Below are 21438 nucleotides of genomic sequence, written 5' to 3'. Positions count from 1 at the left end.
CCGGCGCGGCCGGTGGCAGGGGAGTGTCGCGCCTCCCCTGCCACCGGCCGTGCCCGCCGCACGGCGGGGCATCCGCCGAACACGTCGCAGACCCGGGAGGATGAGCTGACAAACTGAGTGCAACGACCGACGTGGAGGAGTGGGCAGATGCCGCACGAACGAGCGGGGCAGCCGGCGCGGCCGGAGGACCTCACCGATGTGGCCCGGCTGGTGACCTCGTACTACGCGCTGCACCCGGACCCCGGCGAGCCCGCCCAGCGCGTGGCGTTCGGTACCTCAGGGCACCGCGGATCGTCCTTCGCCACCGCGTTCAACGAGGACCACATCGCCGCGACCAGCCAGGCCATCTGTGAGTACCGCGCACAGCAGGGCACCGACGGGCCGCTCTTCATCGGCGCCGACACCCACGCGCTCTCCGAGCCCGCCAGGGTGACCGCCATCGAGGTGTTCGCCGCCAACGGAGTGACCCTGCTCATCGACTCCGACGACGGATACACCCCGACTCCGGCGGTCTCGCACGCCATCCTCACGTACAACCGCGGCCGGACATCGGCGCTCGCCGACGGTGTGGTGGTGACCCCGTCGCACAACCCGCCCGCCGACGGGGGGTTCAAGTACAACCCGCCGAGCGGCGGCCCGGCCGGATCCGACGCGACCGGCTGGATCCAGGACCGCGCCAACGAGATCATCGCCGCCGGGCTGAAGGACGTACGAAGGCTGCCGTACACCCGCGCGCTGTCGGCCTCCACGACCGGGCGCTACGACTTCCTCGGCACGTACGTGAGCGATCTGCCCGCGGTGCTCGACCTGGACGCCGTGCGCGCCGCCGGTCTGCGGATCGGCGCCGACCCGCTGGGCGGCGCATCGGTCGCGTACTGGGGGCGGATCGCCGAACAGCACCGGATCGACCTCACCGTGGTCAACCCGCTCGCGGACCCGACCTGGCGGTTCATGACCCTGGACTGGGACGGCAGGATCCGGATGGACTGCTCGTCGCCGTACGCGATGGCCTCGCTGATCGAGCGGGCCGGCGAGTACCGGATCGCCACAGGCAACGACGCCGACGCCGACCGGCACGGCATCGTCACCCCGGACGCCGGGCTGATGAACCCCAATCACTACCTGGCCACGGCGATCTCCTACCTGTTCACGCACCGGGACCAGTGGCCGTCGCGAGCGGGTATCGGCAAGACGCTGGTCTCCTCCGGAATGATCGACCGGGTGGCGGCCGACCTCGGCCGCGAGCTGGTCGAAGTGCCGGTCGGCTTCAAGTGGTTCGTCGGCGGTCTGGTGGACGGCTCGCTGGGATTCGGCGGAGAGGAGTCGGCCGGAGCCTCGTTCCTGCGCCGTGACGGGTCGGTGTGGACCACCGACAAGGACGGCATCATCCTGGCCCTGCTCGCATCCGAGATCCTCGCGGTCACCGGGAAGACCCCGTCCGAGCACTACACGGCGCTCACCGAGCGTTTCGGCGCGCCCGCCTACGCGCGGATCGACGCCCCTGCCGACCGGCAGGAGAAAGCGGTACTGGCCAGGCTCTCGCCCGAGCAGATCACCGCGGACACTCTGGCGGGCGAGCCGGTCACGGCCGTGCTCACCGAGGCGCCGGGCAACGGTGCGGCGATCGGCGGCATCAAGGTCACCACGGAGAACGCCTGGTTCGCCGCACGGCCCTCGGGCACCGAGGACGTCTACAAGATCTATGCCGAGTCCTTCCTGGGTGCCGGCCATCTCGGCCGCGTCCAGGAGGAGGCGAAGGCGGTCGTCTCGGCGGCCCTGTCGGGCTGACGCTCCGCAGGGAGTCAGGGAGTCAGGGAGTCAGGGAGTCAGGGAACCAGGGAACCCGGTCCCGGTGCCGGCGGTCCCGGCCGCTCGCAGTCGCGCGCCGGGCGGTCAGGCGCCGGGGACGGTGCGGTGGATCTGGCGCAGGAAGGCGGCGTTGTCGGGCGTGTGCCGGATCTTTTCCAGCAGCGCTTCGAGCATCGGCTGTCCGTCCCTGCTGCGGAGCGCCCGGCGCAGCCCCTGCACCGCCGCCAACTCGCTTTCTGAAAGGAGGAGTTCCTCGCGCCGGGTGCCAGAGGGCGCAATGTCGACGGCAGGGAATACGCGCTTGTCGGACAGAGCGCGGTCGAGCCGCAGCTCCATGTTGCCTGTGCTCTTCAGCTCTTCGAAGAAGTAGTCGTCGGCGCGGGAGCCGGTGTCGACCAGGGCGGTCGCGAGGATGGTCAGCGAGCCGCCCTCCTCGGCGAGGCGCGCGGCGCCGAAGAGCCGCTTGGGACCCTGCACCGCCGAGGCGTCGACACCGCCGGACAGGGTCCGGCCGCCCGACGCCGCCGCGTTGTTGTGCGCCCGGCAGAGCCGGGTCAGCGAGTCGAGCAGGATGACGACGTCCTCGCCCTGTTCGACGAGGCGCTTGGCGCGCTCCACCGCGAGGTCGGCGAGTGCGATGTGCTCCTTCGCGGGCCGGTCGAAGGTCGAGGCGAGGACGTCGCCCCGTACGGAGCGGCGCATGTCGGTGACCTCCTCGGGGCGTTCGTCGAGCAGCACCACCATCAGGTGGCACTCGGGGTGGTTCTCCGCGACGGCGGCCGCGAGCCGCTGGAGCAGTACGGTCTTGCCGGTTCTGGGCGGTGCGACGATCAGGCCGCGCTGCCCCTTGCCGACCGGGGCGATCAGGTCGATGAGGCGGCCCGTCGTGCCGCCCCCCTCGGACTCGAGCCGCAACCGCTCGCGCGGGTGCAGAGGTGTCAGGTCGCGGAAGTGGCGGCGGCCCCTGAGTGCCTCAGGCGGGCGGCCGTTCACGCGGTCGACCCGGGCAGGGGCGCCCGGGCGTGTGGAGGTGCCTTCGATGAAGTCGCCCGTCCGCAGGCCGAATCGACGGATCTGATCGGCGGTCACCTGGACATCGCCGGGAGACGGGCGGGACGCGGGTGCGCCGTGGGTACGTAGCAGGCCGTGGCCCTTGCCGGTGACGTCGAGTACACCGGAGGCCGGGACGGAGAGGTCCTGCTGGACAGGGGGACGTTCGAGTGTGGTGGTCATGCGAATCCTTTCGCGGGCATGCCCTTTCCCGGACATGCGAGGGGGAGACCCGGCGGGGGCGGCTGTGTCACGCCCCGTGCGGCGGGCAGGAGAGCCCGGGCCGGGAGAGGTGGTGCGGGTGGGCCGGATTGCCGGTCGTGAGAACAACGGCACAACGGCGAGAGATGCGATAACTGGCACGGGCGCCTTGAGAGGCGTTCACACGTGCTGTCTGCACCGTACCACATCACCGGTTCGGCCCCGCCCGGCCGGTATCCGCCGGTGGCCGGCCGGGGCTCTGTCGCCCCGCTGCCGGGCCGTCCGGGAGCTGCGACGTTGTCGGGACACGGATATGCGAGCACGCTGGAGGGGCGAGCGGTCCTCCCGGGCGAGCTGCCCGGAGGCACGAACGGACGCACCGAGTGACGGACGAAGGAGCACACCGTGGCGATGGGAGCGGAAGACTCCAGGGGTGACGACGTCTACCAGCCGGACGGCAGCGAGGTCACCGAGGACTCGGGCATTCTCGACCGCGAGGACACTCTGAACGGCCGGGCCTCCGACCCGTACGACGAGGGCTGGTCCCCGCCGGAACGGCCGCTCGGCGTGGACCATGTGGGTACCACCCAGGGGGAGCAGGAGGAGGGCGAGACGCTGGACCAGCGCCTCGCCGAGGAGACGCCCGACCCGGCGCTGCTCCGCAGGCCGCACGGGGACGGCATCGGCGACGCGTCCGACAGCGACGGGGAGCCGCTGGACGACGAGGTCGGTGACACCCGTTCGGGCCGGCTGGTGGCGCCGGACGAAGGGGCCCACGAGGAGGCCGAGAAGGACATGCTCGCGGAGGACGTGGGGATCGACGGGGGAGCGGCCTCCGCGGAGGAGGCCGCCGTGCACGTCGTCGCTGAGGACGAGGGCGGCTCGCCGGGGCGTCAGTAGCGCAGATCGGCCGCGATCCGGGCGTCAGTAGCGCAGATCGGCCGCGATCCGGTCGTGGTCGGCGAGCGTGTCGTCGCGGACGAAGACGACCTCGGCCCCGGTGTCGAGGGCCAGCTCCACGAGTTCGTCGACGATGTCCTCACGGACCGTCTCGCCGTCCGGGAGGGGCGCCGCGTCCGGATCCTGCGGGCCGGCCGGGACCAGATGGCCGTCCTTCACCCGTACGGTCCGCTGGAAGTTCTCCTCGACCGCGACCAGGGCGACCCGCCCCTCGCGTACGGACTCCCACACCTCGTCCAGACCCGCTGCGAAGGTGCGCCTGCTGCGCGCCGCGTCGAGCCGCTCCGCCGTCCGTTCGGCGATCCGCTGCCGGGTCTCCCGGAGGCTGGGCTCCAGCTCCTTGTACAGCTCGGGCCCGGGGCCGTTCACCAGCCCGCCGGTGAGGACCCTGCCCGCGGCGTCGCCCGTCGCGGTCCCCACGTCCGCCAGGAGGCTGAGCGCGGGCGCCAGGCCCACCACGTACAGCGGTCGCGGGGTCGCGGCGAGGACCGCGGCGAGACGGCTGTCCACGTCGCGGAGGAACCGCCGGGTCTCCTCGTCCTGGAAAGTGCTGGCCACGTCGCCGATGCGCTCCTCGCGCTCCACATCGGTCTGCACTTCGTCGGGGGTGACCGGGAAGCCGTTGCCCGTGTGCTCGCGCACCGTCCCCGGGGATCCGTGCCAGAGCGTGGCGCGGTTCGCCGCGACGGCGAGCACCCAGTAGGGGGTGGCCCGGGCGCGGGCGGCGACCAGGTTCCTGGTCAGGTAGCTGTCGCTGATCACGACGCGCTCCGGTACCCCGCGGGGCAGTACCCAGGTCTGGTACTCGTCGGTGCTCGCGAAGATCACCAGCCCGTCCAGGGAGTACCGCAGGTCGACCTCCGCGTGCGCCCGGTCGAGCTGGGTCCTGAGCGCGGTCCTCACCTCCCGGGAGACCGGCTCGCCGGCTTCGGCCAGGGCGTCGATCCGGCGGCCCGCCTCGCTCACGAGATTGCGCAGCCGCACCGCGTCCTGGGCGTTGTCCGGCTCGCGCCGGTGCGTCGGCATGCTCACGGACACCACCGGGTGGGGCTGCTTCTTGCGCAGGCTCTGCAGGAGCGCAGGCGTCAGAGCGTTGGTTTCCATGACTCCCTTTCTGGTACTGGTGCCCCTTCACGATCCATCAGCCGTCGCACGGCTGCATCCGGACGCGGACCGCCCGTATCCGTGATTAGCATGACGAATGGCGAAGGACGGCCCCGTACTCGACGTGGTGACGGAATCCCTGGCGGAGCTCCACGACCGGCTCGGCGCGCTGCGGGACGGTGTGGTCGCCGACTACATCCCGCAGCTGGCGCTGGCGGACCCGGACGCCTTCGGGCTCTCCCTGGTGAGCATGTACGGGCACCGGTACGAGGCGGGTGACGCGGGGCTCCCCTTCACCATCCAGTCCGTTTCAAAGCCGTTCGTCTACGCCCTCGTGCTCTCGCTGCTCGGGCTGGACGAAGTGACCCGCTGGGTGGGGACGGAGCCGAGCGGCGAGGGATTCAACGCGATCAGCCTGGAGCCGGACACGGGTCGCCCGGACAACGCGATGATCAACGCGGGGGCCATCGCCACCACGTCCCTGGTGCCTGGGGCGACCGACACGGAGCGGTTCGAGCGCATCCTGGACTGCCTGAGCCGTTTCGCGGGGCGCACTCTGGACGTCGACGAGACGGTGCACGCGTCGGAGGCCGAGACGGGCGACCGCAACCGTGCGCTGGCGTATCTGATGAGCAGCCTCGGGGCGCTGCCCGGCCCGCCCTCGGTGGTGGACACCTACTTCCGGCAGTGCGCGGTACGGGTCACGACCGGTGACCTCGCGGTGATGGCGGCGACGCTGGCCAACGGCGGGATCAACCCGGTGACCGGTGAGACGGTGGTGTCCGAGACCGTGGCCTGCCAGGTCCTCGCCGTGATGGCGTCCTGCGGAATGTACGACGCGTCCGGTGCGTGGCTGCTCCGGGTGGGCCTGCCCGCGAAGAGCGGGGTGTCCGGCGGTCTGATCGCCGTGAGTCCCGCCCGCTTCGGGGTGGCCGTCCACAGCCCGCCCCTGGACGGCACGGGGACCCCGGTACGGGGCATCGAGGCGCTGCGGGAGCTCTCCGAGCGGTTCGGGCTCCATATGATGCGCCATCCCACGCTTTCGGCCCCGACCATCACGGAGGCGGACCACGGAAAGCGGAGGGGGCTGGTGGCGGCTCAGGGAGCACTCGACTTCACCGCGGCCGAACGGCTGCTGCACGGGCTGTCCGAAGTGGTCCCGGAGTCCGGCGGCTGGGTGGTGCTGGACCTGCTCGACGTCACCAGTATCGAACCCTCGGGCGCCTCGGTCGTGGCCTCCGCCCTGGCGCGTCTGGAGAGGGAGGGGCACCGGGTGGCCGTCGTGGTCGATCCGCGTGCCCCGGCCGGGGCGGGACTGACGCCCTGGCGGAGGTTCCCTTCCCGTGAGGAGGCTGTCGCCTGGTGCGAGAGCGGCCGGGCCTCCGGGAGCGCGGGAGCCCCGCGTCCCGGAGCGGACTGAGGACGCGGGGGCACAGCTGCGGCGTCGGGCCGCCCGGGGCGGGCCCGCGTGATCGCGGTCCGGCCCCGGGCGGTGGCTCAGCGCCCCCGGGCCGCGCCTGCGGCGGGCGCGGCGTTGCTGGTGGTCACCTTGACCTCGTCGACGACCAGCTGCTGCGGGAAGGCGGTGCTGCCGTCCGGGTCTCCGGGCCAGTATCCGCCGACGGCCAGGTTGAGGATCAGGAAGAAGGGCTTGTTGAACACCCACTGGTTGCCGCCCACATCGGCGGGCGTCCGGGTCTGGTACGTGTTCCCGTCCACGGACCAGGTGATGGAGTCGGGGGCCCAGTCGACGGCGAAGGTGTGGAAGTCGTCGTAGAACGCCTGGCCGCCCGGGAGGGTGTAGCCGGCGCCGATGCCGGCCGAGCCCGAGTAGCCGGGGCCGTGGATCGTGCCGTGGACGGTCGACGGTTCGAAACCGACGTTCTCCATCACGTCGATCTCACCGGAGTTGGGCCACCCGACCTGTCCGATGTCGTCCCCCAGCATCCAGAAGGCGGGCCACATGCCCTGGCCCTTGGGGATCTTCATCCGGGCCTCGACATGGCCGTACGCGGCCGAGAACTTGCCCGAAGTGTTCAGCCGGGCCGAGGTGTACTCGCACGAGCCGTACCAGCACTGGTAGTTGCCCGGGTTCTCCTTGCGTGCCGTGATGACCAGATGGCCCTGGCCGTCGAGAGCGGCGTTGTTGCTGCCCGATGTGTAGTACTCCCGCTCGTGGTTGTCGACGTTGTCGCCGGTCTCCGTCTGCCACTTGCTGCCGTCCACGGCGGAGCCCGCCGGGCCGTCGAAGGTGTCGGAGAAGGCCCCGCCCGCGAGCTGCGCGGCGGGTCGGCCGGCGGGGGAGTTGTCGGCGCTCGCGGTGGAGGCGAGGACCGGCGCGAGGAGCAGGGCGGACGCGGTGGCGACCAGGAGCCGCCGGGTCAGGCGAGTGGAGCCCATGGTTCTCCCTTCCGGTGCACGGATCAGGTGCACTGAACGGGCATGTTTGACATGTATATGACAGACATGCGCAACGGGGTCGCCCGTGCGGTGCGGCGACCGGGGTGGGGGGTGCGCGGTTCACTTCGAGATTTAAGAAGTGAACCCACTCCCTGTCAAGGCCTTGGTCTGTACCACTCTGCGGAAAGGTGAATTCATGCCTGAACGCATGGAAATGAAAAGAGGCAGGTGTCCGGGTTGTGCATTCGGGAATTGAAAGAAACGCCGGCCGGGAGCGGGTGACGACCCGTCGGCAGGACAGGCGGTCAGCCCGGGCCGGGGAGTCCGGAACGCCGTCCGCCAACTGGACGAGGACCGGCAAGCGTTGGTCGTCCGAGTGAACTGCGGGGCCTCTGTGCGGCCCGTGGCCCCGGGGCGGTACCCTGCGCGCGCACCGCCAAACGGGCGGCGCAGCAAGTGTGGAGGATTTTGTGACCGTAACCAATAGATCGTGGCGGCTCCGGGGGGCCTTCATAGCCGCGGCGGCCAGCGTGGTCGGCGTCGGTCTGTGTGCTGTCCCGGCTCAGGCACACACCCCGACGTGGAGCGTTTCGTGCTCCGAGGTCACCCTTGACCTGACGGCGTACAACGCGGGCGTCACCAACACCGTGACCGTCAGCGTGGACGGGAAGGACATCCTCCCCGCGGAGACGTTCGGTTCGTCGATCAGCAAGACCCTGCCGCTGGGTGAGCACACGAAGCCGCTCACCGTGCACCTGGTCGTCAAGGCCGGCGACGGTGACCAGTTCTCCAAGGACGACACGAAGACGGCGCCCGTCTGCGAGACGCCGGCCTCCCCGGCGCCGCCCGCCACCAAGCCTCCGAAGCAGACCCCGAGCGCCCCGGCTTCCGCCCCGGCCGACAAGCCGAGCTCCGGAGCCAGCAGCCCGGCGGCCGCGGCCCCCGCGCCGTCGCCGAGCGCCTCCGCGCCGACGGACCTGGCCGAGACCGGATCCTCCAGCTCCACGCCGCTCATCGCGGGTGCGGCTGCCGTGGTCATCCTCGCCGGTGGCGGCATCATGTTCGCCGCGCGCAAGCGTCGCAGCAGCCAGAACTGATCCATCACGACTGCCGGCGCCCCGCACGGGACGCCGGCAGTTCTGTTGTGCGGAGCCTGTGACCGTTCTGTTCCGGCTGCGCAGCTCGAAGGGGCCGGCGAATCCCGGCCGCCCTCATGCCTTCCGGTAGTCGTACGCCTCGACGGCCGCGGCCTCCACCGCGTCCAGGCCGCCGCCTGCCGAAGCGGTGACCATGGCCGCCACCGCGCCCTCCAGGAAGGGGGCGTCCACCAGCCGGGTGTTCTCCGGGAGTTCGTCACCCTCGGCCAGCAGTGCCTTCACCGTCAGCACGGCGCTGCCGAGATCGACGAGGACCGCGACACCCGCACCCCGGTCCACTGCCGCTGCCGCAGCCGCGATCAGCTCCGAACTGGTGCCGAGCCCCCCGTCCGGCGTGCCGCCCGCCGCGGCGACCGGAGCGGTCGTCGACCCGCCCGTCAGCCCGGTCGCCAGCTCGGCGACGGCCGCGGCGACCGGCGCGCTGTGGGACACCAGGACGATCCCCACGAGCGCGCTCACGCCGCGGCCTCCGCCAGGGCGCTGAACAGCAGCGCCGATGACGTCGCCCCGGGATCCTGATGACCGACGCTGCGCTCGCCGAGATAGCTCGCCCGGCCCTTGCGGGCGAGCAGCGGTACGGTCGCGAGCGCACCCGCGTCCGCTGCCTCCGCCGCAGCCGCGAAGGACTCACCCAGTGCGTCCGCGGCCGGCAGCAGCGCGTCCAGCATCGTCTTGTCGCCCGCGGCGGCGCCGCCGAGCCTGCTCACCGCCTCGATCCCGGCCTTCAGCGCCGTGGCCAGCTGTTCCCTGTCCACGGCCGGGGTGTCGCCGAGCGCCTTCCCGGTACGGCGCAGCAGTGTCCCGTACAACGGGCCGGAGGCCCCGCCGACGGTGGAGATGAGCTGCCGGCCGGCCAGCGCGAGGACCGCGCCAGGGGTCTGCGGGTCCTCCTTCTTCAGCGTGTCCTGCACCGCGGCGAACCCGCGCCGCAGATTACTGCCGTGGTCGGCGTCGCCGATGGCCGAGTCCAGATCGGTCAGCCGGTCCGCCTCCCTGTCGACGGCAGCGGCCGTCCCGGCCATCCAGCGGCGGAAGAATTCGGCATCGAGCACAGGTCCTCCTTGGTGAGTCGGTGTACGGGACGGTTCAGCAGCCCCAGCGCAGCGCGGCCGTACTCACCGGCGCGTCCCACAACCGCAGCAACTCCTCGTCCACCTGGCAGAGCGTCACCGAGCAGCCTGCCATGTCGAGTGAGGTCACATAGTTCCCCACGAGGGTACGGGCGACGGTCACGCCACGCTCGGCCAGGACCCGCTGCACCTCGGCGCTGAATCCGTACAGCTCCAGCAGGGGGGTGCCCCCCGCGCCGTTCACCAGCGCGATCACCGGAAGGGTCGGCCGCAGATCCTCGAGGACGGCGTCCACCGCATAGTCCGCGATCTCCCGCGAGGTCATCATCGCGCGCCGTTCACGGCCGGGCTCACCGTGGATCCCGACCCCCAACTCCAGCTCCCCGGGCGGCAGATCGAAAGTGGGGCCGCCCTTGGACGGGGTACTGCAGGCACTCAGGGCGACCCCGAAGGACCGCGCACTCGCACTCACCTGACGAGCGATGGCCTCGACCCGCTCCAGCGGGGCGCCCTCGTCGGCCGCCGCCCCCGCCAGCTTCTCCACGAAGAGAGTGGCGCCCGTGCCGCGCCGCCCGGCGGTGAACGTGCTGTCGCTCACCGCCACGTCGTCATTGACCAGCACCTTGGCGACCTGAATGCCCTCGTCCTCCGCGAGCTCGGCCGCCATGTCGAAATTGAGCACGTCACCCGTGTAGTTCTTCACCACGAACAGGACACCGGCCCCGCTGTCGACCGCTGCCGCGGCCCGCACCATCTGATCGGGCACCGGCGACGTGAACACCTCGCCCGGGCAGGCGGCGGAGAGCATGCCCCGCCCGACGAACCCGCCGTGCAGCGGCTCGTGCCCCGACCCGCCGCCCGAGACCAGTCCGACCTTCCCGGCCACGGGTGCGTCACGCCGCACGATCACACGGTTCTCGACGTCGACGGACAGCTCCGGATGGGCGGCGGCCATTCCCCGCAGGGCGTCCGAGACCACGGTCTCCGGGACGTTGATCAGCATGTTCATAAGTACCTCCTGGTGAGGCCGGCGTCCCGGGACCGGCCCGGGTGCGTACGGGCCTGACCGGGTGCGGGCGGTGGTCGGTCGTTGACGCCTGCGAGCGCTGTCGGGCGGATCCGGCGGAACGGACGCCGGCCGGGCTTCACCCTGCCCGACGGCGGCTCAGTTCCGATGGCGGGCCCCTCGGGTGGTGCGTACAGACGGCAACCCAGTATCGAACGGCTGACTCCGAAGGTCACGCTTCGCTGCGATGTGTCCGGACGAGTTGTCCGTGCCGCGCGGTACCGGCGGGCCGGGGCCGTCCGCCGTATGGACCAGTCGAATGGCGCCGGGCGCCGTACCGGCACTTGGCTGGGGAGCAGCATGCCCCGCGTCTGCTCGGTGCCGGACCGCCGGTACCCGGTCCTGCCCCGCCTCCCGTGGAGAACCCCATGTCCCGCGCACCCGCTCTCCCCGCCCCGGACACCGCCTGCCGGTCCTCGGCACGCCCGGGAGACACGACTCGCGGGCGGCCGGGCGGACGCCAGGGATGACGAGTCCCGAAGTGGGCCGGGGCGAGACCCTGCTGCAGGAGTTCCTGGCTGCCGTGCACCTGACCGCACCCACGAAGCTGCCTTCGCTGGTCGACGGCTACGCCGTGAAACTCGGCATGCGCAGGGTCGTCATCTACCTGGTCGACCTTCAGCAACGCCGGCTGACGCCACTTTCCGGCGCAGGGCAGTTCCTCGTGGACCAGTCCCAGGCGGGCCGCTGTTACCGCGCGCTCGACATGCGGGTGGAAGCATCCGACGACGGTGAGCTGATCGTCTGGCTTCCCCTGGTCGACGGCGTGGAGCGGCTGGGGGTCATCGGTGTGCACATGGACTCCCTGGACAGCGCACTGCTGGACCGCTGCCGCGCCCTGGCCTCGATCCTCGCGATGGTCATCACGTCCAAGCGGGCCGTCAGCGACCGGCTCGTGCAGCGGGCACGCAGCGGCACGATGACACTCCCGGCCGAAATGGTGCGCGCCCTGCTGCCCCCGCGCACCATCGGCAACGAGTGGGTCATCTCCACGGCGGTACTGGAACCCGCCTACGAGCTCGGCGGGGACGCCTTCGACCACTCGCTGACCGAGTCGACGCTGAACGTCGTGATCCTCGACGCGATGGGGCACAACCTCGCTTCCGGGCTGACGACCGCGATCGCGATGGCCGGCTTCCGCAGTGCCCGCCGGAACGACGCCGGGCTGGAGGAGTGCGTCGGCACCGTCGACGACGTGCTCGCCGAATGGCTGCCCGACCAGTTCTGCACCGGGATCGCCATGCGGCTGGACCTGCTCAGTGGTGTCCTGCACTGGGTCAACTGCGGTCACCCCCCGCCCCTGCTCATCCGTGATCAGCAGGTACTCGACCAGGCACTCGAATACTCCGGGGAGCCTCCGCTCGGGATGCCTGCCAAGCTGGCGGGCACGTCGCGTGAGGTGCACCGGACAGTGCTCGAACCGGGCGACAGGGTTCTGCTCTACACCGACGGCGTGACGGAGGCGCGCATCGCCGACGGCGGCGAATTCGGGCTGACCGGTTTCACCGGCTCCATCATCCGTGCCACCTCGGCGGGAGAGCTCGCCTCCGAGGCGCTCCGCCAGCTGATCCACGCCCTTCTGGAGCGCCAGGGCGACGGGCTCCGTGACGATGCCACCATCCTCCTCCTCGAATGGCGGCCGCCCGCGCAGGACGCGGAGACCCCCGGGAGCGGAGAAGCGGACCGGAGACATGACGGTGTGTGGACAGGCGAGGAGACGGCCCGGGGCTCCGGTGGAACCACGGGTGCTGAGGGGTGCTGAGGGGCACTTGGGGTACTGAGAGGGGGCTTCCACGAGAGGAGGGGGAGCTGCTGAGAGGAGACCGGCCCCGTGCCTGCCTGGATCTGTGTGACCTGCGGAGTGCAGTACCCGGATGCGCGACACCCGCCCGCGCACTGTCCCGTCTGTGAGGACGAGCGGCAGTACGTCGGCCCGCGGGGACAGAGCTGGACCACGGCGGCCGAACTGGCCCGTGACCATGTCAGTGAGGTGCGGGACGAGGAGCCGGACCTCGTCGGTGTCGGCGTACGGCCGTCGGTCGCGATCGGCCAGCGCGCGCTCCTGGTCCGTACACCGCACGGCAACGTGCTGTGGGACTGCGTCCCCCTGCTCGACGACGACGCCAGGCGGCGCATCACCGGGCTGGGTGGTATCGACGCGATCTGCATGTCCCACCCGCACTTCTACGGCGCCCACATCGACTTCGCCGAAGCCTTCGACGCCCGTGTCCTGATCCCGCGGGCCGACCGGCAGTGGATCCAGCGGCCCTCACCCCGGATCGAGTTGTTCGACGACGAGGCCGAGCCCGTCCCCGGGGTCACGCTGGCACGGATCGGCGGCCACTTCGACGGTGCCTCGGTGCTGCACTGGCCGGCGGGCTCCGGCGGGAAAGGAGCGCTGCTGACCGGCGACACCGTCGCCGTCGTCCAGGACCGTCAGTGGGTGAGCTTCATGTGGAGCTTCCCCAACTTCATCCCCCTCGACGAGGACACCGTGGCCGGCATCGCCCGCAAGGTCGGGCGCTTCGCCTTCGACCGTGTCTACGGTGGCTGGTGGGGGCGTGTCGTCGTCGGTGACGGCGCCGCGGCCGTCCGCCGCTCGGCCGACCGCTACATCGCGAGGCTGCGCGGCGAACGGCCGCCCGGCTGAGCGGACAGAGGTCAGTCGCGCGGTTCCGCCGGGCCGCTCGGCTCTGTGCGGCCGTACCCCTTCAGCTGATGGGGGGTGAGCCGGCCGTGCTCCTGGCGGGGCACCTCGCGGGGCTCCTGGATCTCGCTGGTTTCGAAGACCGGGCCGCTCTCCGGCTTCCGGGGCTGCTCCTCGGGCAGGGGCTTGGGGGACTCCCGTGCACTGAGCCTGCGCCCCCAGAGAAAGGCGGCGACGAGGACGCCGACCACGACCAGCCCGGCAACGGGGAACAGCACCACGCTCATTCCGGGTGAAGCGGCAATTTCCGAGTAGGAAGACATACCCGGCGGCTACCCGGAAGCAGAGGCCCATAACATGCAGTTCAGCGCTGACCGGGCGCCGCATGGAATGCCGGGCCCGGCCCGCCCGGCCTCCGGCGCGGACGTGGAAAGGCTCCGGAAAACGGGCGGCCCCGCCGTCAGGAGACCGCCCCTTTCTCTGTTGCCAGCCGGGCCAAGTGGTCGCCGAAGCCCCCGGCGGCCCGGGGGCGCAGCCGGCTCGACGTCTCGACGGGACAGCCATGAGTGCGCAGAACCCGGTGGCCCCCGCGTTCGAGAGCTCTGACCAGAGCATGGTCCTCGCCCACGGGAAGAGCGGGATATCCGCCGGCGTCCAGGTAGGCGCCGGCGGCCACCCCCAGATTGGCGCCGTGGACATGGGGATGGCGCCAGGGCTCTCCGCCGGCGGGCCGCGAAGCGTCGTACAGCAGGCGGTGGCGGTCGGCGAGTTCGGGCACCGGTGGCCAGTGGGCCACGGTCACCGTGCCGACCACCGCGTCCCAGCCGGCCCGTGCCTGATCGAGCTGGAACGCGAGCCAGTCGGGCGGGACGGTGCTGTCGGCGTCGGTGGAGGCGAGCCAGACCGCGGCGGGGGGAGCCGCCAGCGTGGACAGGGCGCACCGGGCGGCGGCGGCGCGCGCCAGCCCAGGGTTCCGGGACCCGAGGTGCAGCACGCTCGCCCCCGCCCCGGCGGCCACGTCCGCCGTGGCGTCCGCGCAGGCGTCGGCCGCGACGACCGTGATCACGTGCAGCCCCGCGAGCGCGGGATGGCGGGCAGCGGCACCGACGGCGGCGAGCGCACGGGGCAGCAGCTTCTCCTCGTTGTGCGCGGGGATGAGGACCGCTACGGCCTCCGGCTTCATACCAGCCCTTCTCTCTCGGCGGGCGACGGCGGCCGGATCCCGTCCGGACCGGGGCGGCCGAAGGTCTGGAGGACGAAGTCGTCCTCGCGGTGCTCGGCTGCCGGTGTCAGACCGGGTATCCGGGCGATGACCGGGGCGAGCTCGGCCCCGGTGGCAAGGTGCCCGTCGGCCGGATGGTTCCAGTGGACGGCGATGAGGGTGCCACCGGGCTCCAGGGAGGCGACCGAGCGCCGCAGCAGCAGGTCCAGCGCGGCGGGGTCGAAGTAGTAGAGCAGTTCGGACAGGACGATGAGGTCGAAGGTGCCGTCCGGCCACTCCTCGGGCAGGACCCGGTGCTCCACCGTGACGTGGGAGTACCCGGCCGTGCGCTGCGCGGCCGTGGCAGCTGCCGAGGCGACCCGGTCGCATGCGAGCAGGGCGTCGCACCGTCCCGCGAGCCGCAGCGTCAGTTCCCCGACGGAGCAGGCAGGTTCGAAGGCGCGGCGGTATCGCGGCCGGGGGAGAGCGGCGACGGTGAGGTCGTACTTGCGCTGTTCGTACCAGCGCTCGGCCAGGTGCCAGGGGTCACTCGCGTGCCGGTACATCGATTCGAAGTACGAGGCGGGTGTGCTCACGTGAACACCACCTCGGCGGAGCGCAGGTGGTGGGCGATCTCCTCCGGCGGAAGGATCGCGGCGTCGCCCGGCTCAGGTCCGAGCGGGCTGATCTGGCTGGTGAAACGGTTGATCGCGGCGGTCTTGCGGTCCAGTGCGGCGGGCGGCAGGACGATACGGGCAGCCGCCGTCCAGGGCACCCGGGGATCGCCGGGGCGCGCCCAGTGCCACATCCAGACCGGGTAGTGCAGGCACGCGGCCCCGGCCGCGCCGGACGCGCGGAGCGCGGCGCGGCCCGCGGCCTCGTGGTCCGCGTGGATGTCCCCGGTCCAGGGCGCGGCGCAGAGGACCGCGCCCGCCACGACGTCGGCCAGCGCGTCGGCGACACGGTCCTCGTGGCGGGCGACCTCGGTGTCCGGGACATGCAGCGGGACGATGTCCGCGTCCGCCGCACCGAGGTCGTCCAGCGCGGCACGTGTCTCCTCGGCGCGTATGCGTGCCAGGGAGCCAGGGGTCTCCACCCGGCTGTGGGGGTGGGAGCGCTCACCATCGGTCACGGTGACGACCGTGAGGTCGAGCCCCGAGGCCGCCAGCAGACTGATGGAGCCGCCGAAACCCAGGACTTCGTCATCCGGGTGCGCCGCGACCACCACGGCACGTCCCGAGGACGGCAGGGCCAGCTCCGGCAGCCCCTCCCAGCCGTCCCACCTCCGCCACTCGCTCTCGTCCGTACCCCGGGCCTGAATCGGGTCGGCGGCCCGCGCCGGGTCCTGGCGCGTCACCGGGCGTCCTCCCCGGGGCGGGCGACGAGGCCGCCGAGCTCAGCGAGGTTGCGCTCGGCGTGGTGCTGGCGGAGGTAGACGGTCAGGTCGGCCACATTGCGGGCGTGGCGCAGATCGTGGCAGAGCGGCCCCGCGCCGGTCGCCCGGCCGACGTGCTCCAGCGTCGCGCTGCAGGCCTCTTCGACGAACGCGCGCAGGCGCAGACTCCGCACCCTGGCCGTCCCGTTGCGGTCCAGCGGGTCCCGGTCGATCTCGGCCGCCGCCTGGTAGAGGAGCGAGCCCGCCGCGTGGAGCCGCGTGTCCACGGCGCCCAGATGGGCGTCGGTGTGCGGATCAGGCCTGCGGTGCGCCGCGCTGCGCAGGGTCTCGGCGACCGCGAGCGCCCCGCCGTACCAGCAGGCGGCCACACCGATGCCGCCGTGCTGGAAGCCCGGGCGCCGTACGTACGCCTCCACGTCTCCCACGGGTACCGCCGGCAGGTCGCTGATCCGTACGTCGGGGGTGTCGCTGCCGGCCATACCGATCGCCTGCCAGGTGCCGGTCACCGGACTGCAGCCGGGGCCCTGCGTGCTGATCGCGAAGAGCCGCCTGCCGTCATCGGCGGCGGCGGTGACCAGGGCGTGGGTGCAGCTGTGTGCGCCGGAGCAGTACTGCTTGAGACCGTTCAGGCGCCAGCCGTCCCCGGTGCGGGTGGCGGTGACACCCTCACCGGGCGGCTCGGCCGCCCACACCCCCCAGCGCTCGCCGGGGCCGGGGGCCGGGCTCCCGAGTTCGGCGAGGATCGCCGTCGCGTCGACGTGGCCCTCCACGAGCCGCGCCAGGCAGATGTCCCGCTGGGCGACGGACCACAGGGCAGCCAACCGCTGCGGAGTGCTTCCCGAGCCGGGCAGCGGAAACTCCAGAGCGCCGGACGCGATGTCCTCGACCACGGCGGCGAACTGCCCCGCGGTCTCCCGGCGGGCCGCCCCGGGGCTGAGCCCGGAATCCTCGTCCAGGCCGGCGGGCCATTCGAATCCGGCGCCCGGCGGGGTGGTGACCTCACGCATGGGAGGCCTCCCCGGCGTGCGCGGAGAAACTCACGGACGGACGCTCGCCGGCGGCGTGAGCCGGGCGGGCAAGGGAATTCCAGCAGGGTCGGCCGGGGGTTCGGTGCATGTCGGTCTCCTCTGCCGTGGACAGATAAAAGATGGCGTACGGCGCGCACGCCCTCAGCGTCCTGCCGGTGTATCGATTCCGTTGTCGAGGGCAGTGCCGCGGGCGTCCGGGAAAGGGCCGACCTTCGTACTGTGACACGTGAGTGCGAAGTCGGCTCGCTGCCTCCGAGTGCCCCTCCCGCCCCGATACATGCACCTGACCGTGCGTTCTTCCATGGCCGTGCCATCCGGAGCGGGGACGGGATTCCCCGGGAATCCCCCGCCCGCAGGGGAGTAACCGGATGGGGACATGTGCGCGAAGAAACGAAACATCTGACGCGCTACCCGGAACGGCCGATGGCATTCGCCTTCTTTCGTGTGATGACAGGAGAAGCGATGAAGCAGGAGGGTGATCCGGCGTACCTACAGGAGGACTGAGGAACATTTATGACCGTTGAAGCCGGCCGGGAAGCCGAACCCGTACAGGCGTCCGCACAGCAGAGCCTGTCGACGTCGGCCGCGCGGAACCTGACGACGACCGCCAAGTCCGTTCCGCAGACCCAGGAGACCTCGTCGAGGTGGCTGCTGCGAATGCTGCCGTGGGTGGACGTACAGGGCGGGACCTACCGGGTGAACCGGCGGCTGAGCCACGCCGTGGGGGACGGGCGGGTGACGTTCGTGCAGACCGGCGGACAGGTCTCCGTCATCCCGGCCGGGCTGGGGGAGCTGCCGGCCCTCAGGGGGTACGGCGACGAGGCGGTGCTGCGGGAGCTGGCCGACCGGTGCGAGCAGGTCGACTGCGCTCCGGGCACGGTACTGGCGCGGGCGGGCGAGCCCAAGGACCGGGTCTTCCTGCTGGCGCACGGCCGCGTCGACAGGGTCGGCGCCGGACCGTACGGCGCGGAGGCCGTGCTGGGGTTCCTGGCCGACGGTGCCCACTTCGGCGACCGGTCCCTGACCGCGTCGGAGCCGGCCTGGGAGTCCACGTTCCGTGCCACCACAGCGTGCACGCTCCTGACGCTGTCCAGGAGGGACGCCGACAACCTCGTGGCACGGGCACCATCACTGGGCAGTCACCTGGCAAGGGCCGCGGCGGTTCCCCGGCAGCGCACCAACAGCTACGGCGAGGCGGCCATCGACCTCGCGGCGGGACACACGGGCGAGCCACGCGTTCCCCACACCTTCGTCGACTACGAGCCGGAGCCGCGTGAGTACGAACTCTCCCTCGCACAGACGGTCCTGAAGGTCCACACCCGTGTCGCCGACCTCTACAACGAACCGATGAACCAGACCGAGCAGCAGCTGCGGCTCGCCCTGGAGACGATGCGCGAACGCCAGGAGTACGAACTCCTCAACAACCGCGACTTCGGGCTGATCGGCAACTGCGACTACGGCCAGCGCGTCCAGCCCCACGACGGGGTGCCGGGCCCCGACGACATGGACGAGCTGCTCTCGCGACGCCGCGACAACCAGTTCTTCCTCGCCCACCCCCGGGCCATCACGGCTTTCGGCCGTGAGTGCAGCAGACGCGGTCTGATCCTCAGGCCGGTCGAGGTCGGCGGCCACCGCGTCCCGTCCTGGCGCGGTGTGCCGATCTATCCCTGTGGGAAGATCCCCGTCACCGCGGCCCGGACGACCTCGATCCTGTGCATGCGCACCGGCGAGGACGACCAGGGCGTGATCGGCCTGCGGCAGCCGGGGCTCCCCGACGAGATCGAGCCGGGCGTCTCGGCCCGCGTCATGGGCATCGACGAGCAGGCGATCACCTCCTACCTCGTGACCGCCTACTTCTCGGCCGCGGTCCTGGTCCCCGACGCCCTCGGCATCCTGGAGAACGTCGAAGTCGGGCGCCGCTGACCGGATTCCGCGGCCGGCCTGCCGAACCACCCGGCTCACACCCTCCGTGAGCGTCCGCGCCGGCGCCCACCCGCGCGCCCGGCCCGTCTGCCGGCGTGCTCACCCGCCGCCCCACCGAAAGGCACTCCTCGCATGACCCGAACCAGTGGTGCCGGGATCCCCCCGTGGACGTGGAAAGGGCCACCGACAGGGCACCCACCGGCCCTCACCGGGGCCCCGGCCCTCCGCACGGCCGCGCAGGCCTCACCGGCTACGGCCCCGCCCGCCGCACTGCAGCGCCTGGTCACCGGACCGGAAGGGCTGGGCACGGCCGCCGCCCGTGCTTTCCGTACCCTCACTACGACCGTCGCGAGCCCGGACGGGCAGCCCGGACGGCAGGACGGAGCCCCGCCGCCATCGGGGGACGGCCCCTCGCCCGGCCAGGACACAGCCGTGCGGATCCCGCAGCTGTACTGCCCCGATGCGGTACGCGACGACCCGGCGCTCGGGGAGGAGGTCAACAACCGCCTGGTCGACTGGGCCGAGGAGACCGGTATCTTCGCCGGCCGCCTCGAACGCCTGCGTTCGCACCAGTTCGGGCGTCTGTTCATGCTCGCGCATCCCGACTGCGACGACCCCGACCGCCTGCTGGTCGCGGCCCGCTGCGGACTCGCGGAATGGTCCGTCGACGACCACTGGGTCGACGAGGGCGAGGACACGGAACCGGAACTCCTCGGCTCCCGGCTCGCGATGGCCCACGCGGTCATCGACCCTGTCCGGCTGCCCGCCCGCTACCTCGCACAGTTCGAGGAGGTCGTCCGCCAGCAGCCCGTCCTGCGCGCCTTCCGGTCCAGTCTCGCCCACCTCTCCGAGATCGCCGGCACCACCCAGGTGGCACGGCTGCGGCACGAACTCGCGGTGATGTTCGTCGCCTACGGGCAGGAAGCCGAATGGCGCGGCAGCGGGCGCAAGCCCGCGGTGTGGGAGTACCTGCTGCACCGCTACGAGAACGCCTTCTACCCCTGCATGGTGCTGATCGACCCGGTGGGCGGCTACGAACTGCCCGCCCACGAGTTCGCCGATCCCACCGTGCGCCGCACCTACCTCTACGCGGGCATGGCCAACGTCCTGCTCAACGACGTCTATTCGATGGCCAAGGAGGACCCGGGGGACACCAACCTGCCCAACCTCATCGCAGCCGAGGACAACTGCTCCCTCCAGGAAGCTGTCGACCGCACCGCGGCCATCCACGACGAACTCATGCACACCGTCGAAGCCGACTGCGCCGTCCTGGCGGCAGCCGGCTCCCCTCAGCTGCGCCGCTACCTGGCCGGACTGTGGGCGTGGATGGGCGGCAGCAAGGAGTGGCACGCCACCAGCGCCCGTTACCACAGCGCCAACTGACCCCGTAACGAAGGAGATACCCATGACCGTTCAGGACACCGTCGCCCACCCGCTGCGCAGTCTTTACCAGAAGTCCGTCGCCAACTACTGGAACCGGGAGGAGAACCCCGTCAACCTCCGCCTGGGCGAGGTCGACGGCATCTACCACCACCACTACGGCATCGGGGAGGCGGACTGGTCCGTCCTCGACGGTCCGGAGGAGACACGTCAGGAGCGCCTCACGGCCGAGCTCCACCGCCTGGAGTGTGCCCAGTCCGACCTGTTGATGTCCCACCTCGGCGACATCGCCCCGGGCGACCGCCTCATGGACTCCGGTTCCGGCCGCGGTGGCAGCAGCTTCGTCGCTCACAGCCGCTTCGGCTGCCGCGTCGACGGCGTCTCCATTTCCGAGACCCAGGTCGCCTTCGCCAACGGCCAGGCCAAGGAACGCGGAGTGGACGACAAGGTCGGCTTCCACCTCAAGAACATGCTCCACACCGGCTTCGAGAGTGACAGTTTCCAGGCCATCTGGAACAACGAGAGCACGATGTACGTGGATCTGGCTCTCCTGTTCCCCGAGTATGCCAGGCTCCTCAAGCACGGCGGCCGCTATGTGACGATCACCGGCTGTTACAACGACGCCTACGGTCTGCCGTCCCGGGCCGTCAGTGAGATCAACGCCCACTACATCTGCAGCATCCATCCCCGCAGCAGCTACTTCAAGGAAATGGCCGCCAACCGGCTGGTACCCGTGAGCGTCGTCGATCTCACCGCGGCCACCATCCCCTACTGGGAGCTGCGGGCGAAGTCCCCTCTGGCCACCGGCATCGAGGAAGCCTTCCTGGACGCGTACAAGGGCGGCAGTTTCCAGTACCTGCTGATCGCGGCGGACAAGGTCTGAACCGCGCTCTCCGCGGGGGCCGGGCCGCCGGCCCCCGCGGAGGGAGCAGACGGCCGACCGCTACCGCGAGCCGGTACGGGAGTACCTCGCCCACGGGAAGCCGGTCGCCGTCACGGAGGCGGGCTGCTGCGCCTACCGGGGGGCCGCCGCCTTGGGCGGGCGC

The 21438-nt window shown here is 71.5% G+C and carries 19 protein-coding genes and 1 pseudogene; 9 read left to right on the top strand and 11 right to left on the bottom strand.

The window, feature by feature from the left end; genetic code table 11:
* Positions 1 to 147: 147 nt before the first annotated feature.
* Entirely contained in the window at positions 148 to 1788 is a 1641-nt protein-coding gene (gene pgm, locus OG917_RS03590) for a phosphoglucomutase (alpha-D-glucose-1,6-bisphosphate-dependent) (RefSeq protein ID WP_328316039.1), read from the top strand.
* A gap of 105 nt (positions 1789 to 1893) precedes the next feature.
* Here pgm and rho read toward each other — a convergent pair whose 3' ends face one another.
* Positions 1894 to 3042, bottom strand: a complete 1149-nt coding sequence (rho, locus tag OG917_RS03585; RefSeq protein ID WP_328316038.1) for a transcription termination factor Rho — start codon at positions 3040 to 3042, stop codon at positions 1894 to 1896.
* A gap of 429 nt (positions 3043 to 3471) precedes the next feature.
* Between rho and OG917_RS03580 the strand changes: the two genes are divergently transcribed.
* Positions 3472 to 3960, top strand: coding sequence for a DUF5709 domain-containing protein (locus tag OG917_RS03580; RefSeq protein ID WP_328316037.1), 489 nt, complete (start codon positions 3472 to 3474; stop codon positions 3958 to 3960).
* 24 nt (positions 3961 to 3984) lie between these two features.
* On the opposite strand, the gene OG917_RS03575 is transcribed toward OG917_RS03580, so the two are convergent.
* Positions 3985 to 5124 carry a baeRF3 domain-containing protein gene (locus OG917_RS03575; protein WP_328316036.1) on the bottom strand — a complete coding sequence of 380 codons (1140 nt, stop codon included), beginning with the start codon at positions 5122 to 5124 and terminating at the stop codon, positions 3985 to 3987.
* A 97-nt stretch (positions 5125 to 5221) separates the two neighbouring features.
* Between OG917_RS03575 and glsA the strand changes: the two genes are divergently transcribed.
* Positions 5222 to 6544, top strand: a complete 1323-nt coding sequence (glsA, locus tag OG917_RS03570) for a glutaminase A (RefSeq protein ID WP_328316035.1) — start codon at positions 5222 to 5224, stop codon at positions 6542 to 6544.
* A gap of 89 nt (positions 6545 to 6633) precedes the next feature.
* On the opposite strand, the pseudogene OG917_RS03565 reads toward glsA, so the two are convergent.
* A pseudogene (locus OG917_RS03565) lies at positions 6634 to 7524 on the bottom strand (glycoside hydrolase family 16 protein); the annotation flags it as partial.
* A 470-nt stretch (positions 7525 to 7994) separates the two neighbouring features.
* Between OG917_RS03565 and OG917_RS03560 the strand changes: the two are divergent.
* A complete protein-coding gene (locus OG917_RS03560) occupies positions 7995 to 8621 on the top strand; it encodes an LAETG motif-containing sortase-dependent surface protein (RefSeq protein WP_328316034.1) in 627 nt (208 codons plus the stop codon).
* Between the two features lie 114 nt (positions 8622 to 8735).
* On the opposite strand, the gene OG917_RS03555 is transcribed toward OG917_RS03560, so the two are convergent.
* The 3 genes from OG917_RS03555 to dhaK are packed head-to-tail and all read right to left on the bottom strand — an operon-like array spanning position 8736 to position 10760.
* Complete coding sequence (locus OG917_RS03555) at positions 8736 to 9140, bottom strand: PTS-dependent dihydroxyacetone kinase phosphotransferase subunit DhaM (RefSeq protein WP_328316033.1); 405 nt, start codon at positions 9138 to 9140, stop codon at positions 8736 to 8738.
* On the bottom strand, positions 9137 to 9733 hold the full coding sequence (gene dhaL / locus OG917_RS03550; RefSeq protein ID WP_328316032.1) for a dihydroxyacetone kinase subunit DhaL: 597 nt from the start codon (positions 9731 to 9733) through the stop codon (positions 9137 to 9139). Before dhaL ends, OG917_RS03555 begins: the two co-directional genes overlap by 4 nt.
* 34 nt (positions 9734 to 9767) lie before the next feature.
* Positions 9768 to 10760: a dihydroxyacetone kinase subunit DhaK gene (dhaK, locus tag OG917_RS03545; RefSeq protein ID WP_328316031.1), complete on the bottom strand. Its 993-nt coding sequence runs from the start codon at positions 10758 to 10760 to the stop codon at positions 9768 to 9770.
* A gap of 523 nt (positions 10761 to 11283) precedes the next feature.
* Here dhaK and OG917_RS03540 point away from each other — a divergent pair.
* Both OG917_RS03540 and OG917_RS03535 read left to right on the top strand, forming a co-directional pair.
* A complete protein-coding gene (locus tag OG917_RS03540) occupies positions 11284 to 12579 on the top strand; it encodes a PP2C family protein-serine/threonine phosphatase (protein ID WP_328316030.1) in 1296 nt (431 codons plus the stop codon).
* Positions 12580 to 12648: 69 nt separating this feature from the next.
* Positions 12649 to 13467 carry an MBL fold metallo-hydrolase gene (locus OG917_RS03535; protein ID WP_328316029.1) on the top strand — a complete coding sequence of 273 codons (819 nt, stop codon included), beginning with the start codon at positions 12649 to 12651 and terminating at the stop codon, positions 13465 to 13467.
* An 11-nt stretch (positions 13468 to 13478) separates the two neighbouring features.
* Here the strand turns inward: OG917_RS03535 and OG917_RS03530 are convergent, their stop codons facing one another.
* The 5 genes from OG917_RS03530 to OG917_RS03510 form a co-directional block, all read right to left on the bottom strand.
* The gene (locus tag OG917_RS03530) at positions 13479 to 13787 is read right to left on the bottom strand and encodes a DUF6479 family protein (protein ID WP_328316028.1); all 309 of its coding nucleotides are present in this window, start codon (positions 13785 to 13787) and stop codon (positions 13479 to 13481) included.
* Positions 13788 to 13924: 137 nt separating this feature from the next.
* Entirely contained in the window at positions 13925 to 14647 is a 723-nt protein-coding gene (locus OG917_RS03525; RefSeq protein WP_328316027.1) for a glycosyltransferase, read from the bottom strand.
* Entirely contained in the window at positions 14644 to 15261 is a 618-nt protein-coding gene (locus OG917_RS03520; protein ID WP_328316026.1) for an SAM-dependent methyltransferase, read from the bottom strand. The genes OG917_RS03525 and OG917_RS03520 overlap by 4 nt, the downstream gene beginning before the upstream one ends.
* Entirely contained in the window at positions 15258 to 16022 is a 765-nt protein-coding gene (locus OG917_RS03515; protein ID WP_328316025.1) for a PIG-L deacetylase family protein, read from the bottom strand. Before OG917_RS03515 ends, OG917_RS03520 begins: the two co-directional genes overlap by 4 nt.
* On the bottom strand, positions 16019 to 17068 hold the full coding sequence (locus OG917_RS03510) for an acyl-CoA dehydrogenase family protein (RefSeq protein WP_328316024.1): 1050 nt from the start codon (positions 17066 to 17068) through the stop codon (positions 16019 to 16021). Before OG917_RS03510 ends, OG917_RS03515 begins: the two co-directional genes overlap by 4 nt.
* 534 nt (positions 17069 to 17602) lie before the next feature.
* Between OG917_RS03510 and OG917_RS03505 the strand changes: the two genes are divergently transcribed.
* The 3 genes from OG917_RS03505 to OG917_RS03495 all read left to right on the top strand — a co-directional run bounded on the left by OG917_RS03505 (position 17603) and on the right by OG917_RS03495 (position 21275).
* Positions 17603 to 19012 (top strand): family 2B encapsulin nanocompartment shell protein, encoded by a 1410-nt coding sequence (locus OG917_RS03505; protein WP_328316023.1) that lies wholly within the window; start codon positions 17603 to 17605, stop codon positions 19010 to 19012.
* 156 nt (positions 19013 to 19168) lie between these two features.
* Positions 19169 to 20395 (top strand): family 2 encapsulin nanocompartment cargo protein terpene cyclase, encoded by a 1227-nt coding sequence (locus tag OG917_RS03500; protein ID WP_443059055.1) that lies wholly within the window; start codon positions 19169 to 19171, stop codon positions 20393 to 20395.
* Between the two features lie 22 nt (positions 20396 to 20417).
* Positions 20418 to 21275, top strand: a complete 858-nt coding sequence (locus OG917_RS03495; RefSeq protein ID WP_328316021.1) for a geranyl diphosphate 2-C-methyltransferase — start codon at positions 20418 to 20420, stop codon at positions 21273 to 21275.
* Positions 21276 to 21438: the final 163 nt, after the last annotated feature.

It is taken from the genome of Streptomyces sp. NBC_00388 (assembly GCF_036061255.1).
Classification (GTDB): domain Bacteria; phylum Actinomycetota; class Actinomycetes; order Streptomycetales; family Streptomycetaceae; genus Streptomyces.
This window is presented reverse-complemented; position numbering and strand designations above follow the sequence as displayed.

Bases quoted from the DNA above. Each gene is read 5' to 3' on its own strand.
- pgm (WP_328316039.1), top strand. From the start codon at position 148: ATGCCGCACGAACGAGCGGGGCAGCCGGCGCGGCCGGAGGACCTCACC.
- rho (WP_328316038.1), bottom strand. From the start codon at position 3,042: ATGACCACCACACTCGAACGTCCCCCTGTCCAGCAGGACCTCTCCGTC.
- OG917_RS03580 (WP_328316037.1), top strand. From the start codon at position 3,472: ATGGGAGCGGAAGACTCCAGGGGTGACGACGTCTACCAGCCGGACGGC.
- OG917_RS03575 (WP_328316036.1), bottom strand. From the start codon at position 5,124: ATGGAAACCAACGCTCTGACGCCTGCGCTCCTGCAGAGCCTGCGCAAG.
- glsA (WP_328316035.1), top strand. From the start codon at position 5,222: ATGGCGAAGGACGGCCCCGTACTCGACGTGGTGACGGAATCCCTGGCG.
- dhaK (WP_328316031.1), bottom strand. From the start codon at position 10,760: ATGAACATGCTGATCAACGTCCCGGAGACCGTGGTCTCGGACGCCCTG.
- OG917_RS03540 (WP_328316030.1), top strand. From the start codon at position 11,284: ATGACGAGTCCCGAAGTGGGCCGGGGCGAGACCCTGCTGCAGGAGTTC.
- OG917_RS03530 (WP_328316028.1), bottom strand. From the start codon at position 13,787: ATGTCTTCCTACTCGGAAATTGCCGCTTCACCCGGAATGAGCGTGGTG.
- OG917_RS03525 (WP_328316027.1), bottom strand. From the start codon at position 14,647: ATGAAGCCGGAGGCCGTAGCGGTCCTCATCCCCGCGCACAACGAGGAG.
- OG917_RS03510 (WP_328316024.1), bottom strand. From the start codon at position 17,068: ATGCGTGAGGTCACCACCCCGCCGGGCGCCGGATTCGAATGGCCCGCC.
- OG917_RS03505 (WP_328316023.1), top strand. From the start codon at position 17,603: ATGACCGTTGAAGCCGGCCGGGAAGCCGAACCCGTACAGGCGTCCGCA.
- OG917_RS03495 (WP_328316021.1), top strand. From the start codon at position 20,418: ATGACCGTTCAGGACACCGTCGCCCACCCGCTGCGCAGTCTTTACCAG.